Annotated in this window: 16 protein-coding genes; 4 read left to right on the top strand and 12 right to left on the bottom strand. The window is 70.0% G+C overall.

Translation table 11 applies throughout. The annotated features are described in order from the left end of the window. Positions 1 to 22: 22 nt before the first annotated feature. Together uvrB and coaE are read right to left on the bottom strand one after the other, a co-directional pair. Complete coding sequence (gene uvrB / locus AC4FS2_RS04955; protein WP_491153155.1) at positions 23 to 2,104, bottom strand: excinuclease ABC subunit UvrB; 2,082 nt, start codon at positions 2,102 to 2,104, stop codon at positions 23 to 25. A 113-nt stretch (positions 2,105 to 2,217) separates the two neighbouring features. Beyond that, positions 2,218 to 2,814 carry a dephospho-CoA kinase gene (gene coaE, locus AC4FS2_RS04950; RefSeq protein ID WP_491176432.1) on the bottom strand — a complete coding sequence of 199 codons (597 nt, stop codon included), beginning with the start codon at positions 2,812 to 2,814 and terminating at the stop codon, positions 2,218 to 2,220. Between the two features lie 127 nt (positions 2,815 to 2,941). Here coaE and AC4FS2_RS04945 point away from each other — a divergent pair, with 127 nt between their 5' ends. Next, the gene (locus tag AC4FS2_RS04945) at positions 2,942 to 3,310 is read left to right on the top strand and encodes a response regulator transcription factor (RefSeq protein ID WP_491176430.1); all 369 of its coding nucleotides are present in this window, start codon (positions 2,942 to 2,944) and stop codon (positions 3,308 to 3,310) included. Positions 3,311 to 3,317: 7 nt separating this feature from the next. On the opposite strand, the gene AC4FS2_RS04940 is transcribed toward AC4FS2_RS04945, so the two are convergent. Together AC4FS2_RS04940 and AC4FS2_RS04935 are read right to left on the bottom strand one after the other, a co-directional pair. Beyond that, positions 3,318 to 4,484, bottom strand: a complete 1,167-nt coding sequence (locus AC4FS2_RS04940; protein ID WP_491176429.1) for a hypothetical protein — start codon at positions 4,482 to 4,484, stop codon at positions 3,318 to 3,320. Continuing rightward, positions 4,481 to 6,124 carry a sensor histidine kinase gene (locus AC4FS2_RS04935; RefSeq protein ID WP_491176427.1) on the bottom strand — a complete coding sequence of 548 codons (1,644 nt, stop codon included), beginning with the start codon at positions 6,122 to 6,124 and terminating at the stop codon, positions 4,481 to 4,483. The genes AC4FS2_RS04940 and AC4FS2_RS04935 overlap by 4 nt, the downstream gene beginning before the upstream one ends. A gap of 153 nt (positions 6,125 to 6,277) precedes the next feature. On the opposite strand from AC4FS2_RS04935, the gene AC4FS2_RS04930 reads away from it, so the two are divergent. Then, the gene (locus AC4FS2_RS04930; protein WP_491176425.1) at positions 6,278 to 7,051 is read left to right on the top strand and encodes a GNAT family N-acetyltransferase; all 774 of its coding nucleotides are present in this window, start codon (positions 6,278 to 6,280) and stop codon (positions 7,049 to 7,051) included. A 10-nt stretch (positions 7,052 to 7,061) separates the two neighbouring features. Here the strand turns inward: AC4FS2_RS04930 and AC4FS2_RS04925 are convergent, their stop codons facing one another. Then, positions 7,062 to 7,610: a GIY-YIG nuclease family protein gene (locus AC4FS2_RS04925; RefSeq protein ID WP_491176423.1), complete on the bottom strand. Its 549-nt coding sequence runs from the start codon at positions 7,608 to 7,610 to the stop codon at positions 7,062 to 7,064. Positions 7,611 to 7,738: 128 nt separating this feature from the next. Here AC4FS2_RS04925 and AC4FS2_RS04920 point away from each other — a divergent pair, with 128 nt between their 5' ends. Together AC4FS2_RS04920 and AC4FS2_RS04915 are read left to right on the top strand one after the other, a co-directional pair. After that, complete coding sequence (locus AC4FS2_RS04920; protein WP_491176421.1) at positions 7,739 to 8,122, top strand: hypothetical protein; 384 nt, start codon at positions 7,739 to 7,741, stop codon at positions 8,120 to 8,122. Positions 8,123 to 8,188: 66 nt separating this feature from the next. After that, on the top strand, positions 8,189 to 9,409 hold the full coding sequence (locus AC4FS2_RS04915) for an MFS transporter (protein ID WP_491176419.1): 1,221 nt from the start codon (positions 8,189 to 8,191) through the stop codon (positions 9,407 to 9,409). Positions 9,410 to 9,472: 63 nt separating this feature from the next. Here AC4FS2_RS04915 and AC4FS2_RS04910 read toward each other — a convergent pair whose 3' ends face one another. The 7 genes from AC4FS2_RS04910 to AC4FS2_RS04880 all read right to left on the bottom strand — a co-directional run bounded on the left by AC4FS2_RS04910 (position 9,473) and on the right by AC4FS2_RS04880 (position 15,412). After that, positions 9,473 to 9,961 carry a hypothetical protein gene (locus AC4FS2_RS04910; protein ID WP_491176417.1) on the bottom strand — a complete coding sequence of 163 codons (489 nt, stop codon included), beginning with the start codon at positions 9,959 to 9,961 and terminating at the stop codon, positions 9,473 to 9,475. Continuing rightward, positions 9,958 to 10,302 (bottom strand): DUF2200 domain-containing protein, encoded by a 345-nt coding sequence (locus AC4FS2_RS04905; protein WP_491176415.1) that lies wholly within the window; start codon positions 10,300 to 10,302, stop codon positions 9,958 to 9,960. The genes AC4FS2_RS04910 and AC4FS2_RS04905 overlap by 4 nt, the downstream gene beginning before the upstream one ends. Before the next feature lie 43 nt (positions 10,303 to 10,345). Continuing rightward, positions 10,346 to 11,545 carry an MFS transporter gene (locus AC4FS2_RS04900; protein ID WP_491176414.1) on the bottom strand — a complete coding sequence of 400 codons (1,200 nt, stop codon included), beginning with the start codon at positions 11,543 to 11,545 and terminating at the stop codon, positions 10,346 to 10,348. Positions 11,546 to 11,699: 154 nt separating this feature from the next. Continuing rightward, the gene (locus tag AC4FS2_RS04895; protein WP_491176412.1) at positions 11,700 to 12,380 is read right to left on the bottom strand and encodes a response regulator; all 681 of its coding nucleotides are present in this window, start codon (positions 12,378 to 12,380) and stop codon (positions 11,700 to 11,702) included. Beyond that, positions 12,377 to 13,675 (bottom strand): sensor histidine kinase, encoded by a 1,299-nt coding sequence (locus AC4FS2_RS04890; protein WP_491176410.1) that lies wholly within the window; start codon positions 13,673 to 13,675, stop codon positions 12,377 to 12,379. The genes AC4FS2_RS04895 and AC4FS2_RS04890 overlap by 4 nt, the downstream gene beginning before the upstream one ends. 10 nt (positions 13,676 to 13,685) lie before the next feature. After that, positions 13,686 to 14,504 (bottom strand): ABC transporter permease, encoded by an 819-nt coding sequence (locus AC4FS2_RS04885; protein WP_491153169.1) that lies wholly within the window; start codon positions 14,502 to 14,504, stop codon positions 13,686 to 13,688. Further along, positions 14,501 to 15,412: an ABC transporter ATP-binding protein gene (locus AC4FS2_RS04880; protein ID WP_491153170.1), complete on the bottom strand. Its 912-nt coding sequence runs from the start codon at positions 15,410 to 15,412 to the stop codon at positions 14,501 to 14,503. Before AC4FS2_RS04880 ends, AC4FS2_RS04885 begins: the two co-directional genes overlap by 4 nt. Positions 15,413 to 15,502 lie beyond the last annotated feature (90 nt).

The raw sequence follows: 15,502 nt of genomic DNA, 5'->3' as shown, positions 1-15,502 counted from the left end.
TCGAGTCGGGCGTCCCGCTCCCCTACGCGTGCCCGGCCTTCTCCATGGCGCGCAACTCCTTCTTGAGGTCTTGCACCTCGTCGCGCAGGCGGCCGGCCAGCTCGAACTTCAACTCGGCCGCCGCTGCCAGCATCTGGTCGCTGAGGTCGGCGATCGTCGCTTCCAGCTGATCGGCGCCCTCGGCGGCGATCCCGGTCCGGCGCAGTTGCGGCGTCGGCGACTTGCCCTTGCCGTTCTTCGACGCCGCCGCATCCCGACGCGAGAGCAGCTGCTTGGTGTCACTCGCCTCACGGTTCAGCACGTCGGTGATGTCGGCGATCTTCTTCCGCAACGGCTGCGGGTCGATGCCGTGCTCGAGGTTGTACGCGACCTGCTTCTCACGGCGACGATCGGTCTCTTCGATGGCCTTGGCCATCGAGTCGGTGATCCTGTCGGCGTACATGTGCACCTCGCCGGAGACGTTGCGGGCGGCGCGTCCGATCGTCTGGATGAGGGAGGTGCCGCTGCGCAGGAACCCTTCCTTGTCCGCGTCGAGGATCGCGACAAGCGACACCTCGGGCAGGTCGAGGCCCTCACGGAGGAGGTTGATACCGACAAGGACGTCGTACACACCCGCACGCAGCTCGGTGAGCAGCTCGACACGGCGGAGCGTGTCGACGTCGGAGTGCAAGTACCGGACGCGGACGCCGTGCTCACCGAGGAAGTCGGTGAGCTCTTCGGCCATCTTCTTGGTCAGGGTCGTGACCAGCACGCGCTCGTCGCGGCTCGCGCGCACGCGGATCTGCTCGAGCAGGTCGTCGATCTGGCCCTTCGAGGGCTTCACGATGATCTGGGGGTCGACGAGCCCGGTCGGACGGATGATCTGCTCGACCACGCCGTCGGCGATCCCCATCTCATACCGTCCGGGGGTGGCGGAGAGGTACACGGTCTGCCCCACGCGGTTCTTGAACTCGTCCCAGCGCAGTGGCCGGTTGTCCATGGCGCTGGGAAGGCGGAAGCCGTGCTCGACGAGCGTGCGCTTGCGCGAGGCGTCGCCCTCGTACATCGCCCCGATCTGCGGCACCGTCACGTGCGACTCGTCGATGACCATGAGGAAGTCGTCGGGGAAGAAGTCCAGGAGGGTGTGCGGCGGGTCGCCGGGACCGCGTCCGTCGAGATGGCGGGAGTAGTTCTCGATGCCGGAGCAGAACCCGAGCTGCTGCAGCATTTCGAGGTCGAAGGTCGTGCGCATCCGCAGACGCTGCGCTTCGAGCAGCTTGCCCTGCGACTCCAGCTCCTTGAGACGCTCGGCCAGCTCGTGTTCGATGGTGCCGATGGCGCGCTTCACGGTGTCGGTGCCGGCCGCGTAGTGCGTGGCGGGGAAGATCGGGATGGCCTCCATCCGCTGCAGCACGTCACCCGTGAGCGGGTGGAGCATGTACAGCGCCTCGATCTCGTCGCCGAACATCTCGATGCGGATGGCGAACTCTTCGTAGACCGGGATGATCTCGATCGTGTCGCCACGCACGCGGAAGTTGCCGCGGGAGAAGTCGACGTCGTTGCGGTTGTACTGCATCGCGATGAACTTGCGGATGAGGGAGTCGCGGTCGTAGCGCTCCCCCACCTGCAGCGCCACCATGGCGCGGAGGTACTCCTCGGGCGACCCCAAACCATAGATGCACGAGACGGTGGACACCACGATGACGTCCCGCCGGCTGAGGAGGGAGTTGGTCGTGGAGTGGCGGAGGCGCTCGACCTCGGCGTTGATCGAGGAGTCCTTCTCGATGAAGGTATCGGTCTGCGGGACGTACGCCTCGGGCTGGTAGTAGTCGTAATACGAGACGAAGTACTCGACGGCGTTGTTCGGCATCAGTTCGCGGAACTCGTTGGCCAGCTGCGCCGCGAGGGTCTTATTGTGCGCGAGGACGAGCGTCGGGCGCTGCACCGCCTCCACGAGCCACGCCGTGGTCGCCGACTTTCCTGTTCCCGTCGCCCCGAGCAGTACGACGTCGGTCTCCCCGGCGTTGACCCGGGCGGCCAGTTCGGCGATCGCCTGCGGCTGGTCGCCCGACGGCGTGTACTCGCTGACGACCTCGAACGGACGGACGGAGCGGGTAGCCTGCATGCTTCCAGCGTAGGCGGAGCCTCCGACACCGGGGCGGCCGTTCGCCGAGCGCGGAGGCGATGAGGGCGCCCGGGCCGCGCGCGCCGGTGGAGAGGAGGGAGGGGACCGCCGCGTCAGGCGGAGAGCCGCTCCCACAGGGCATCGGCCTGGCGGAGGGTCTCGTCCAGCGTCCCCGAGGTGTCGATGACGACGTGGGCGAGCTTCACCCGGTCCTCGTCAGACACCTGGGCGGCGATGCGTGCCCGCGCATCGGCCTCGGTCATGCCGCGTTCGCTCGTGAGCCGCTGCACGCGGATGTCCGCCGGCGCGTGGGCGACGACGACGAGATCCCACGGGTCGGCGGCCCGGGCCTCCGCCAGCAGCGGCACGTCGTAGACGACCACCGCAGCGGGGTCTGCCGACGTTGCCTGCGTGAACCGCCGCTCGGACTCCACCCGAACGGCGGGGTGGACGATCGCGTTCAGGGCAGCGAGCTTCTCGGGATCACCGAACACACGTGCGCCGAGGACAGGACGATCGAGCGACCCATCGGCGCGAATCACATCGGCACCCAACACCTCCGCGATCCGGGCGAGAACGGGCGACCCGGGCCGCTGCACGTCGCGCACGATCTGGTCGGCGTCGATGATGACCGCGCCATGCTCCGCGAGCCGACGCGCGATCGTGGATTTGCCCGACGCGATGCCGCCGGTCAGTGCGATCAAAGGCATCCTCCGAGCATGGCACGCGGCGGGCAGGCGGGCGGCCCCTCGCGCGCTCAGCGTGCGGGATGCACGCGTGTATTACGATTTGGTGATCCGCCGTGACCCGAAGTCGGCGGAGTACCGAGGTAGACGGATGTCGAACCCGCTCGTGGCGGTCATCATCGAGGACGATGCGGACATCCGCTCCCTCATTTCCGCTGTTCTCACGAGTTCCGGTTTCGACGTGCACACCGCGCCCGCCGGACTGGAGGGCATCGAGCTCGTGCGCGAGCTGTCCCCCGCGGTCACGACCCTGGATGTGAGCATGCCCGGCATCGACGGATTCGAGACGGCACGGCGCATCCGGGCCTTCAGCGACACCCGCATCCTCATGGTGACCGCGCGCGCCGACGAAGAACACGTGCGCCTCGGACGCGAGGCCGGCGCGAACGACTACATCACCAAGCCGTTCCGTCCCCGGGAACTCCGCGCCCGCGTGCAGGCGGCACTGGACGAGGAGTAACGGCGGCTCACCCCTCGGCGAGGATGACGGATGCGTCGTGGCTGGACGAGGACCGTCTCGCCGCGTCGACCGCCGCTGCGGTGAGCACGTCGAAGTCGTAGCCGATCTGGTCGGTGAGGGCGACGCCGACCGACACGATGGGCAGGACCGACAGGCGCAGGACCGCCATGTCATCCAGGACACGGCGGTGGATGATGCTCGCGGTGCGCCGCACGTCGGCGAACGAGGTCGTCAAGAACATCGCGAGCAGGGTCGTGCGGTCCGCCTCGCCCACGATCGCGGCCGTAGGCGAATGCTGCCGCACGCCCAGGCGCCAGGCCGCGGCGATGGCTTCGGCTTCTTCCGGCCCGAAGGCGGTTCCGATGCGGTCGAGGTCGTCGACCCGTACAGCGATGATGCACATCGTCTCCTCCCGGGCATGGGCGCTCTCGAGGAGCGTCGACGCCAGGAGGCGGAAGGAATCCGGCAGGAGGAGGCCATCCAGCGCCACGCGCAGCGCGATCGTGTCGCGCTGACCGCGCAGGTTCGACTCGCCTGCTCTCAGCACGGACGTGGTCACGACGGTGGCGACGGTGAGGGTGATCGTCAGGAGCGAGGCCAGCGAGGTGCCGAACCAGGTCTGGAACAGGTCGCTGTCGGGTCCGGCGAGAAGGAAGACCGGGGTGCGCAGGACGAACCAGATGCACTCGATCGCGAGCACGGCGGTCAGGCCGATCGCGCTCCAGTGGGATGACAGCGCGCCCCGGCGGGTCTCGACGGCGCCGAAGGCGGCGAACAGGGCATTGCCCAGGAACATCACGGGAGCTCCGGCCCAGTCGCCGCCACCGGGGCCCGGGAGGAGCGCGGCGAGGATCACCACGAGCACGCCGCCGCCGAGGATCGCCCCCGCGACTCGGAGATCGCTGCCGTTGAAGGCGCGGCACCCGAGCCACAGGAATCCGGCCGAGGCGGTGAAGGCGCCGTTGCCGAGGGCGACGGCAACGAAAGCGCCGGGGTCGACAGCCCACACGAGATACGACATCACGCTGAGGATCCCGGACAGGAACGCGGTCGCCCACAGCCGCCCCGCGGCGCCCTCCTTCCGCAGCAGCGTCTCGACCAGGTAGAACACGCCGGAGACGACGATGACCACTGCGGTGAGCACGGTCACCGTGAATGGATCGAGCGCGTTCATTCGGCCTCCTCTTCGAGAGCGACGGGAAGGCGCACCGTGAAGGTCGCGCCGGAGCCCGGTTGAGTGTGGACGAAGATCTCGCCGCCGTGCGCGCGGACGATCTCACGGCTGATGGCCAGACCCAGGCCCGAGCCGTGCATCGTGGAGTTGCGCACCGCATCCGAGCGGAAGAACCGGTCGAACAGGTGGGGCTGCTCCTCGACGGAGACACCCGGCCCGTTGTCACTGACGGTGATCCAGACGGAGGCGCCGTCAGTGCTGACAGCCGCGCGCACCGTCCCGCCGTCGTGGTTGTAGTTCACCGCATTGGAGAGCAGGTTGTCGACGACCTGGCGGATGCGGTGCGGATCGACCGCGGCCGTGGCGGAGTACACGTCCGATGTGTCGATGGTGATGTGCCGATCCGCAGCGCGCGGAGCGATGGACTCGGCTGCCGAGGCGAGGATGACGGCGATGTCGACGGGTTCGCGATGCAACGTCAGCTCGACCCCGCCCTGCCGCGACGAGGCGGAGAGGGCGAGGATGTCGGCGACCAGTTCGAGGAGGCGGTCCGCGTTGCGCTCGGCCACCTCCAGGTCGCGGCGCGTCTGTTCCGGCAGTTCCTCCCCGTCCAGCGCCAACTCCAGGTATCCGATGATCGAGGTCAGCGGCGTTCGCAGTTCATGCGAGACCGATGCCACGAGGTCCTCGCGCGCGCGGAGCGCCTGCACCTCTATCGTGACGTCGCGCGAGATGACGATGGTCCCCGCGTGCGACCCGTCGATGTCGGTCAGCCGCCGCGCGCTGACGGTGAGGGCGCGGCGCCCCTCCCCCGGTGTCCCGTACCAGATGACCTCGTTCTCGAACGTTTCCCCGCGTCGTGCGCGCGACAGCGGCGCCTCCCACGGCTTCAGCCTCGTCGTGCCATCGGCGGCGAAGGCCGGGATGTCCTCGCCGCTCCACGTGGAGCTCCCCTGCAACCGTCCGTGCGCCTCGTTGGTCACCACGAGGTCGCCGCCCGCGGTTATCCGCGTGACGCCGAAGTCGACGGCATCCAGCACTTCGGTGACCACGTCCTCCTGCCGCCGCGCCCGGTCGACGGACCGTGACAGGTGAGCGGACTGCTTCTCCAGCAGCTCACGCTGCACGTACGCGCGGCGGGTGAACAATGCGACGAGCAGCCCCAGGGCCGCCAGCAGCATGGGAAGCAGGAAGGTCGAGGCGGAGATGCGCCCGTCCGGGTCCCGTGCGATGAGGAGCACCAGAAGCACCGTGACCGCGACCGTGGACGCGACGACCCCGACGATCCCGAAGACGGTGGCGATCCACATCGCCGGGAAGGCCCAGAGGAGCCCCAGTCCGCTCCCGGGGGCCGCCTCCCGGATGAACGTGATCGCGACGATGTCGACGATCGGCAGGATGCCGCCCGCCCAATAGGGAAGGCGCTTCCACGGGAGCAGGATGGCGGCCGCCGCGCCGACGTAGATGATGGCGAACCCGATGACGTAACTCGGCGTGTGGCGCACCTCACCCAACGGAAGCGCGACGAGGGTGACGACGAGGACGACCCCCGCCAGGAGGAGCTGGTGCAGGAGGACCGTCCGGTCGCGCGTGGGCTCCTCCACGCGCGCCCGCCGCTCACCGTCGGACAGCCAGGCCATGCGCTCGACAGTAGCGCCCGCGTGCCGCGGGCCCCGTCCGCCGTGCCGTCGGAGCGTCGCCGATCGTGCCGGGAACCGATGCGCGTGGACTCCGTAGCACTTACGTAGTTGGACGGATGATCCCGTACGTCGGCGGTCTCTAGCGTGGTCGCCATGAGTATGACAACCGACACCCTGTACGAGCTCGCACCTCTGCTGACCAACTACCGCCGCTTCTGGCAGGGGTGGGGCGGGCCGGGCTCCGTCACCGGCCCCCTCCAGGTGTACCGCAGCGGCGCGCAGTACCCACGTCTGAACGGGGTCACCCACAACGAGATGCACCCGAACGAGGTCGTCGCGGACGTGCGCCAGCGGTTGGCCGGGGTGCCGTGGCTGTGGGAAGTCACGGCCGAGTCGCACCCCCGGACCCGTGAGGCCCTCGGCGCCCTCCGGGCGCCGCACTACGGCGCGGTCAGCGTGATGGCGATGGACCTCACCCGCTCCTCGTCCTACGCCCGTCCGGACGCGGACACCGGCGTGAGGGAATGGGAGCGCACCGCGGATGCCACGGAGTGGGTCGAGGCGTATGCGGGGCCGATGGAGGTGCCCGAGGCGGTCATCCCGCAGATCGCGGCCCTGGACGCTGCGCGCAGGCTCGACGACGACCGGCTGATCCGGTTCGGGTACACCGCTGACGGGGCCATCCGCGCGACGGCGGAGATGCTCATCACCGCCGACGTCGCCGGCATCTACCTCGTCGCGACCCAGGAGGCCTACCGCCAGCGGGGAGTGGCGACCGCCGTGGTGGCCGCAGCCGTGGCCCGCGCGCGTTCCGAGGGCCTGCCCGTGGCGACCCTGCAGTCCAACGACATGGCGGAGCCGGTGTACCGACGACTGGGCTTCGAGAAGGTGAGCGAGATCCAGGTGTTCGGTCCTCCGACCGCCTGAGGACTCGGCGTCAACCGCGGTGGGCGAGGGCTTCGCTCCGCCACCGGGTCCACAGCATCCACGGGTCACCGACTCCTGCGGCGAGGACGGCGATGTGCCCCGCGAGCGGGTCGGAGAGGCGGAACCACTCCGTGCCGGAATACCGCTCCGCGGCGAACTGCGCGTGGCGGCGGCTTTCGAGCGCGCGGTCGCCGCGCTCGAAAGCGAGCAGCTCGTCATGCCGGATCGCGGACAGGCGCTGGCGCGGGTTGGCGGTGGTGCCGATCTTCACCCGGTCGGCGTAGCGGAGGTAGTAGACGACGTCGACACGCGGCGGGGCGAGATCGCCGTCGGGGACCTCGCCGTAGCGCCACTCGCAGGCTGCGCACAACCAGCCGGTCGGCCACCGAACCCCCAGGCGCGACCCGCATACGAGGCACGGTGAGGGCAGGAGGTCGGTGACGCCGCTCTCGCGTTCGGCCCACTCGCCCGCCACGGCGAAGTGCCGGGCGCAGAGGGAGATCGGCGCCTCCGGGTCGACGCGGGCGTCGCATCCGATCACCAGGCACGTCGTCGGCATTGCGCGAGCGTACGTGGAGCCGACGACAGCGGCTGTCCCCCGAACGGTCTACAGACAGACCCTGGGGGCGCCGCTTAGGGTCGGAGGAGCGTCGTCGGATACCCCCCACCGAACAGATGCGAGGAAGCATGAACGACCTGACGCTGACGATCCTGCTGTTGATCGCCGGCATCGGGACCGGGCTCGCCACCGGGATCGCACGAGTACCACGCGTACGTGTGATCCCGGGGGCCGCCGCGGCCACACTGGCCGTCCTGCTCGCGCTGGTGGTTCTGATGACACGGCCCGCCGAACTGTGGCTCGGGCTGTCGCTCGTGGCCCTCATCATCGTCTCCGCACCCCTGTCCGGCGCGTGGATGTGGAAGCACGAGGTCGGCGTCGACGCCGGCTACGGGTGGCTCCTGGCGCAGGAGTTCTTCCACCCGCAGCACCTTCGCCGCTGGCACGAGGAAGTGGCGACGGGGTGCGGCCGCCGCGCGGCATCCGGCCGCACCCGCCCTCGGGGCCGCTGAGGCAGGAGCGCAGCCCGCGAGGTGCGCTGCCCGGCAGGCCCCGCGGCGCAGGCCACAATGGGACGGATGTCCCCACACGACGGCAGCCCTCGCCCCGGCGCATTCGCACGGTTGTGGACGGCGTCGACGCTGAGTTCGCTCGGCACGACGCTCACAGCGGTGGCGCTGCCCGTGCTCGTGATCGACGATCTGCGCGCAGACCCGCTCGGCGTCGGAATCGTGAACGCGGCGCAGTTCGTCCCGTACGCGTTGCTCGGACTCCTCGCCGGAGCGTACGTCGATCGATGGCCTCGCCAAGCGGTGCTCGTCGTGGCCAGCTGCGGGCGGGCGGCGGCACTGGCGGCGATCCCCGTGCTGTGGTGGCTCGACGTCCTCTCACTCGGGATGCTGGTGGCCATCCTCCTCGTATTCGGGGCGTGTGCGGTGTTCGGCATGGCCGCGTCCCAGTCGCTGCTCCCCGACGTCGTGCCGCGCGATCGGCTGCTGTCGGCCAATGCGAGGCTGGATCAGGGGGACGCAGCCGCACAGACCGCCGGCCCGCCCATCGGCGGCATCCTCGTGGGCGTGATCGGCGCACCCGTGACGATTCTCGTGGACGCGGTCAGCTACGTCATCGACGCAGTGCTGATCGCACGCATGCGGGTGCGGGAGACGGGCGCTCCCGCCGGACAGGTGCGTTTGGGCAGACAGATCGCCGACGGGCTGCGCTGGACGTACCGCCACCGCGTCCTGGCTCCGCTCGCGGTGTCGACGCACGTGTGGTTCATCGCCAACGCCGCCGGTCTCACCGTTCTCGCCATCCTGGTGCTGGGCACCCTCGATCTCGGGCCGGTCTTCTACAGTGTCCTGCTCGCGGTCTTCGGGGTCTCGGCGCTGGGCGGGGCGTCCCTCGCGGCCACGGTAGGTCGACGTTGGGGATCGGGGCGTTCCATCGTGGCCGCCCGCTTCGCCTATCCGATCGCCTGGTCGCTGGTCCTCGCGGCACCGACCGCCGGCGTCGCCACCATGGCGCTCCTCCTGGCCGGCGCGGCGCTGCACGGGCTCGCCGGCGGTGTCGAGAATGCGAATGAGATGAGCCTGCGGCAGCAGGCGACCCCGAGCGCGTTGCTGGGGAGGGTGAACGCGACGATGAGGTCGGCGAATCGCACCGCGGCCGCGGTGGGGGCGGTCGGCGGCGGGGCACTCGTGTCCCTCGCCGGTGACCGCGGCGCGATCCTCATGGTGATCGCCGTTTTCGTCGCTGCCGCGGTGCTCGGATGGGCATCCCCGCTGCGCACCGCGCGGTGACCGGCCCTGCCTCCCGCCGGCGAACCCGGAGCAGCGGACCGCTCTCGCAGACGACCCGCTACCTCACGGCTCCGCGGCCACCGCATCCGACCACAGAGCTCGAAGGCGCCGGTTCGCCTCCGGCGCGACACGGTTGCCGGAGCGGAACTGGAAGCGCCACGCCACCTCCGGCACAACGACCTCCAAGAGATCCCGCGGCACGCGCTCGCTCTCGATCAGCAGGGCGTCGAACGCGACATCCACGAAGCTCGCGGTGCGGCGCGGGTCAGCGAAATGAACGTCCTCATACGGATGCGTCATCACGGTGCCGTGCCCGATCAACCCATACGAGCCGCCTTGACGCAGGAGCCAGGCATCCGTCCCTGGTTCCACCTCGCGGCGCGAACCCACCGACCACTGCGTCACATACGGCGAGCCGTCGGTGACCGCGGCCACCACGGCTGCATAGGAACCAGGCCACTCGTCCCACAATGAAGGGTTCCAACCGAGGATCACGCCGGCGTCGCGCCAGTAGTCGGATGCGGCGCCGCCGGCCGTCTGCTGGGGCGTCACGCGGTACGCAGGATCTTCTCGAGCGGCTTGCCCTTCGCCAGCTCGTCGACCAGCTTGTCGAGATACCGGAGCTTCTGCATCAGCGGATCGTCGATCTCCTCGACCCGTACCCCGCAGATGACACCGGTGATGAGCGACGAATTCGGATTCATGTGCGCAGCAGCGAAGAATTCCTCGAAAGTGGTGCCCTGCGCGATGTGCCGGCGCAGGGCGGCATCGTCGAATCCGGTGAGCCACTCGATCACTTCATCGAGCTCGTTCCGGCCACGACCTTTCTTCTCCACCTTCGTGACGTACAGCGGGTACACGGAGGCGAAGCTGGTGCGGAAGATGCGATGCACAGGGCCAAGCGTACGCCGCTGGAGGCGCCCGTCGAAGGGTCGGTCAGCTGCGGCGCAGCACCGCACCGGCGAGCACACCGGCCACCACGCACATCACGATGACCGCGGCGACGAACGGCTCCCACCCCACGTCGGCGAAGACCCATCCCAGCGCCCACCCGAAGACGCTCGATCCCCCGTAGTAGCCGAGGTAATACAGCGACGAGGCTTGCGCGCGCGAGTCCGGCCGCGCCGCCGCCGGCGCCCACCCCGACGCCAGCGCGTGCGCGCCGAAGAATCCGATTGTGAACACGACGAGCCCCGCCAGGAGGACGGGCACGGCCGGCACGAACATCAGCAGCAGGCCGAGGATGGTGCATCCGATCGAGGAGAGCAGCACCGGAAGCCGACCATGCCGGGTCGCCAGCGAACCAGCCCACGCCGAGGATGCGGTGCCGGCGAGGTAGGCGAGGAACAGCAGCGTGACGATCCACGCCGGGAGGGAGAAGGGTGGGGCGGTGAGGTGGAACCCGAGGTAGTTGTACACCCCCACGAAGGCACCCATGAGGAGGAACGCCTGCCCGTACAGAGCGAGCTGCACGGGCGAGCGCAGGTTGACCGCGAGCCGCGCGGCGATGCGGGGGCCCTGCTGGGCACGATGCCGGTGCGGGACGAACCCGCGCGCCCGAGGGACCAGCCACAGGAACAGCACCGCCGCAGCCGCGCACAGGGCAGCGACAGCCCACATTCCCGCGCGCCACTGGGCGAGGTCGGCGATCGGACCCGACACGAGCCGCCCGGCGAGCCCACCCACGGTGGTTCCGGCGGTGTAGCTGCCCGCAGCCGCCGCCGCATGCCCCGCATCCACTTCTTCGCTCAGGTACGCCAGCGCCACGGCGGGCACGGCGCCGAGCGCCGCTCCCTCGACCAGGCGGATGACGAGGAAGACGCCGATCTCGCTCGCGAACGGCGCGGCGACCCCGAGGATCGTCGCCGCGACGATGCCGATCGCCATGGCCGGCACGCGACCTATCCGGTCGGCCACCATCGACCACGGGATGACCGCCGCCGCGAGTCCGAGCGTCGACGCGGAGATCGAGAGGGCCGCCGTCGCCGGCGCGATGCCGAGGTCGTCGACGATCACGGGAAGGACGGCCTGCGGCGAGTACAGCTGCGCGAACGTCGCGACGCCGGCGAAGAAGAGGCCGGCGAGCAGCCGGCGGTATTCGCGGCTTCCGCGCAGGTGTCCGGTGAAGCCGCTCACTCCCCCACGTTAGGGGACGGGCGAGCCGGGCCGCGATTCCACCTCGCCTCGCCACGCTTCGATGCCCTCACGCACTGCCGGGGTCTTCCCGGGTGAATTGCCACGCGACGACGGCCGCGGACAGCACTTCGATGACAGCGACCGCTCCGGCGGCTCAGAGACCCGGGCCGGAGTCACCGAAGGCGGCATGACCCCAGCGGTGGGCGAGGATGACGGCGTGCACACGGTCGCGGGCGGCGATCTTCGCCAGGACGCGCCCGACGTGTGTCTTCACCGTCGATTCGCTGAGGAACAGCGACTGGGCGATCTCGGCGTTCGTGAGGCCCTGTCCGATGGCGCGGAAGACCTCGTTCTCGCGTTCGGTGAGGAGCGTCGCGGGGTCGCGACCGGCGGGTGTCCCCGGCATCCGCGAGGCGACATGGTCGAGCAGCCGGCGCGTGACGCGGGGCGCGAGGACCGCGTCTCCACCGTGGACCGAGCGGATGGCGGCGGTCAGGTCAGCGCGCTGCACGTCCTTGAGCAGGAACCCGCTCGCCCCGGCCTGGATGGCTCCGAATGCGTACTCGTCGAGGTCGAAAGTGGTGAGGACGAGCACTCTCGCGCGCGGGTCCGCGTGGACGATCCGCTCGGTCGCCGCGATGCCGTCGACCCCGGGCATCCGCACGTCCATGAGGATGACGTCGGGCTTCAGAGCGGCCGCCTGGGCGATGGCCGACTCGCCCTCGGCGGCCTCCCCGACGACGACCATGTCGGCCTCCGCCTCGAGCACGAGGCGGAATCCCACGCGGATGAGTTCCTGATCATCGACCAGCAGGATGCGGATGGGGTCGCTCATGCGCGCGACTCCCCCGTGGCTGAGAATTCCGCGGGCAGATCGCGCGCCGCGGCGGCAGCGGCGGGGAGCACCGCGCGAAGCTCCCACGAGCCGTCGCGGATGAGCTCCGACGTCACGGTCCCGCCGACGTGCGCGGCCCGTTCGATCAGGCCCCGGATGCCGAATCCTCCCGACGCGATGGGTCGGGAGGCCCCGTCGTTTCGCACTGTCACCTGCACCTCCGCATCCGTGTACTCGATCCGCACCTCGATGGCCGTCGCATCCGGGGCGTGGCGCATCGCATTGGTCACGCCCTCCTGCACGATCCGCCCGATCGCGAAGCGCACGGCATCCGACCCGGTGGACGATCCCGTGACGATGAGTGTGACCGGGAATCCCGCACGCCGGGCTGCGTCGACGGTGGCCTCGGGGGCCACGGGCTCCACGGGGGTGAGGGGCGCATCCGGTCCGCTCTCGCGGAGAACGCCGAGCATGGCACGCATCTCGGTCAGCGCCTCGCGTGCGGTCGCGGCCGCCGCATCCATCGCGCTCCGCGCCCGCTCGCGGTCGGGCGTGGCCGCGGCGCCCTCGGACAGCGCGACGACCACGGTGAGCGAGTGCGAGACGATGTCGTGCATCTCGCGCGCGATCCGCGCCCGCTCAGCTGCTGCGGCCAGGCGCGACTGCTGGTCGCGTTCGACGAGGAGCTGGCGCGACCGGGCGAGCACCGCTTCGAGGTATCGCTTCCGGTTGCCGACGTTGACGCCGATGAGCGAACCGATCAGTCCGAGCACCGCTTCCGCGATGACCGCGGTGCTCGCCGTCTGCAGGGTGAGGCTCCCGCTGCCCACCAGAGCAAGTCCCAGGAGACCGAGCGTCCCGATCGCGATGCCGTACCCGACCCAGCACGCGCGGGAGGATCGGTAGACGGCCAGTGAATAGGTGGCGACGAGCACGAGAGGGCTGCCGCCGGTGGGATTGAACAGCAGAAAGGTCGCAGCGCTGACGAACCACGCGGCGAAGACGAGGGTCGGTCGCCTCCTGCGCCACACCAGGAGGACCGATGCCGCCGCGGCCGCGGCCAGTGGGATCGCAGACGCCCAGGGCATGTCGACGGCCGAGTCTGTGTCCCGCAGCTCAGCGGGCTGGAAAGGCACGACAGGGAGCAGGGTGAGCGACAGGCAGATCAGGGCGATCAGGATGTCGGCGAAGAGCGGATGCCGCGCCCAGAACTGCCGGACGAGCCCCGGCGCACGCGGCAGCCGCAGGTCCTCCTCGGCGGTCGAGGAGGACCTGCGGTTGCGCGTGGTCGGCACGGCGTCGACTTTACGCGTCGCGCATCCGGAGCACGGCCCAGGCGGCGAGCATGCCCGCGACAGCCCAGCCGCACAGGGTGACGAGCGACACTGTGGCGCTCAGCGCGTTGTCGGCCAGCGGCAGGATGAGGCTCTGTGACGCAGCCGGCGGCAAGTACGCGCTCAGATCGGTGACCCACTGCCATGCCGTGGGATCGAAGGCCGGGAAGATGCTCACCACGATCGGCAGGACGAAGAGGAGCCCGACCGAGGCCGCGATCGCGCCGGCGCCACTGCGCAGGAGGAACCCCCATGCCGCCCCGAGAAGGGCGAAGATCGCCATCGAGAACGCCGCCGCCAGGAGCGGCAGGAACGATTCGTCGGCCGCGCCCCACGCGATCCCGTTGCCTCTCGGTTCGAGGATCGGAGTGATCGCGAGGGCTGCGCCGACGAAGATCACGAGCGATGCCGCGAACATCAGTCCGGCGACCACGACGGCCTTCGCCGCGAGGACCGACCCGCGGCTCGGGTCGGCGGTGAGGGTCGACCGGATCATCCCGGTGGAGTACTCCCCGGTCACCGCGAGCACCCCGAGGATGCCGGCGAGCAGCATCGTGAACTGGACCGGCAGGATGACCGCCTGGATGCCCGCGAAGCCCGGACCGTCCACGGCCAGCGCGACGAGGAGCGCGATCCCGATCGTGAGCAGCGCGACGATGCCGATCGACCACCAGGTCGATCGCAGCGTGGACAGCTTGATCCACTCGCTGCGGAGAACCCGAGGGAAGGTGAGCCGGTAGGGACTCGTCCGTGTCTCCGGCGATACCGATGTGGCGGATGCGGGGGTCATGCCAGCTCCTTCGTCCGGTACTCGACAGCTTCGCCGGTCAGGGCGAGGTAGGCCTCTTCCAGGGATCCGGTGGTCGGGGTCAGTTCGTGGAGGGGAATGCCGTGTTCGGCGGCGAGATCGCCGATGCGCGGGGCTGGGACCCCGTGGATGTCGAGCACGTCGGGGCTCATCGCGACGACCTCTACACCCGGCCCGGAGACGGCCGCAGCCAGCTCGCTCGCGCGCGGTGTGCGCACCCGGACGGCCGCTGTCGTCCAGGCCTGCACGAGGTCGTGCAGCGGAGCATCCGCCAGCACCTTTCCTCGCCCGAGCACGATGACGTGGTCGGCGGTCTGCGCCATCTCGCTCATGAGGTGGCTGGACAGCAGCACCGTGCGCCCCTCGGCGGCGATGCGGCGGACGAACTGCCGCACCCACCGCACGCCCTCGGGGTCGAGTCCATTGACGGGCTCGTCGAGGATGAGCGTGTGCGGGTCGCCGAGCAGCGCCGCGGCCAGGCCGAGGCGCTGACCCATGCCGAGCGAGAACGTGCCGGCGCGCTTCCCGGCGACCGAACCGATGCCGGTGAGGTCCACGACCTCGTCGACACGGGAGGCGGGGATGCCGTGGGTCGCGGCCATGGCGCGCAGGTGGTTCCGCGCGGTGCGGCCGGTGTGCACCGCCTTGGCATCGAGGAGGATCCCGACTTCGGTGAGAGGTGCGCGCAGCCGCCGGTAGTCGCTGCCGTTGACGGTGCTACGGCCGGACGTCGGCCGGTCAAGGCCCACGATCATGCGCATCGTCGTGGATTTGCCGGCGCCGTTGGGGCCGAGGAACCCCGTGACCTTTCCCGGGCTCACCGTGAACGACACGTCGTCGACGGCCGTCTTGTCTCCGAACCTCTTCGTGAGGCCTTCCGCTGTGATCATGCGTCCGACGCTACGGAACGCCGACGCCGTGCACATCGTGCTGAGGTGCCACGCTGATCCGCGGATCCGGTACCACCGGCTGACCCGTGG

The sequence above is a fragment of the Microbacterium sp. Z10_103 genome (assembly GCF_058310455.1).
This window is presented reverse-complemented; position numbering and strand designations above follow the sequence as displayed.

Bases quoted from the DNA above. Each gene is read 5' to 3' on its own strand.
- uvrB (WP_491153155.1), bottom strand. From the start codon at position 2,104: ATGCAGGCTACCCGCTCCGTCCGTCCGTTCGAGGTCGTCAGCGAGTAC.
- coaE (WP_491176432.1), bottom strand. From the start codon at position 2,814: ATGCCTTTGATCGCACTGACCGGCGGCATCGCGTCGGGCAAATCCACG.
- AC4FS2_RS04945 (WP_491176430.1), top strand. From the start codon at position 2,942: ATGTCGAACCCGCTCGTGGCGGTCATCATCGAGGACGATGCGGACATC.
- AC4FS2_RS04940 (WP_491176429.1), bottom strand. From the start codon at position 4,484: ATGAACGCGCTCGATCCATTCACGGTGACCGTGCTCACCGCAGTGGTC.
- AC4FS2_RS04935 (WP_491176427.1), bottom strand. From the start codon at position 6,124: ATGGCCTGGCTGTCCGACGGTGAGCGGCGGGCGCGCGTGGAGGAGCCC.
- AC4FS2_RS04930 (WP_491176425.1), top strand. From the start codon at position 6,278: ATGAGTATGACAACCGACACCCTGTACGAGCTCGCACCTCTGCTGACC.
- AC4FS2_RS04925 (WP_491176423.1), bottom strand. From the start codon at position 7,610: ATGCCGACGACGTGCCTGGTGATCGGATGCGACGCCCGCGTCGACCCG.
- AC4FS2_RS04920 (WP_491176421.1), top strand. From the start codon at position 7,739: ATGAACGACCTGACGCTGACGATCCTGCTGTTGATCGCCGGCATCGGG.
- AC4FS2_RS04915 (WP_491176419.1), top strand. From the start codon at position 8,189: ATGTCCCCACACGACGGCAGCCCTCGCCCCGGCGCATTCGCACGGTTG.
- AC4FS2_RS04895 (WP_491176412.1), bottom strand. From the start codon at position 12,380: ATGAGCGACCCCATCCGCATCCTGCTGGTCGATGATCAGGAACTCATC.
- AC4FS2_RS04885 (WP_491153169.1), bottom strand. From the start codon at position 14,504: ATGACCCCCGCATCCGCCACATCGGTATCGCCGGAGACACGGACGAGT.
- AC4FS2_RS04880 (WP_491153170.1), bottom strand. From the start codon at position 15,412: ATGATCACAGCGGAAGGCCTCACGAAGAGGTTCGGAGACAAGACGGCC.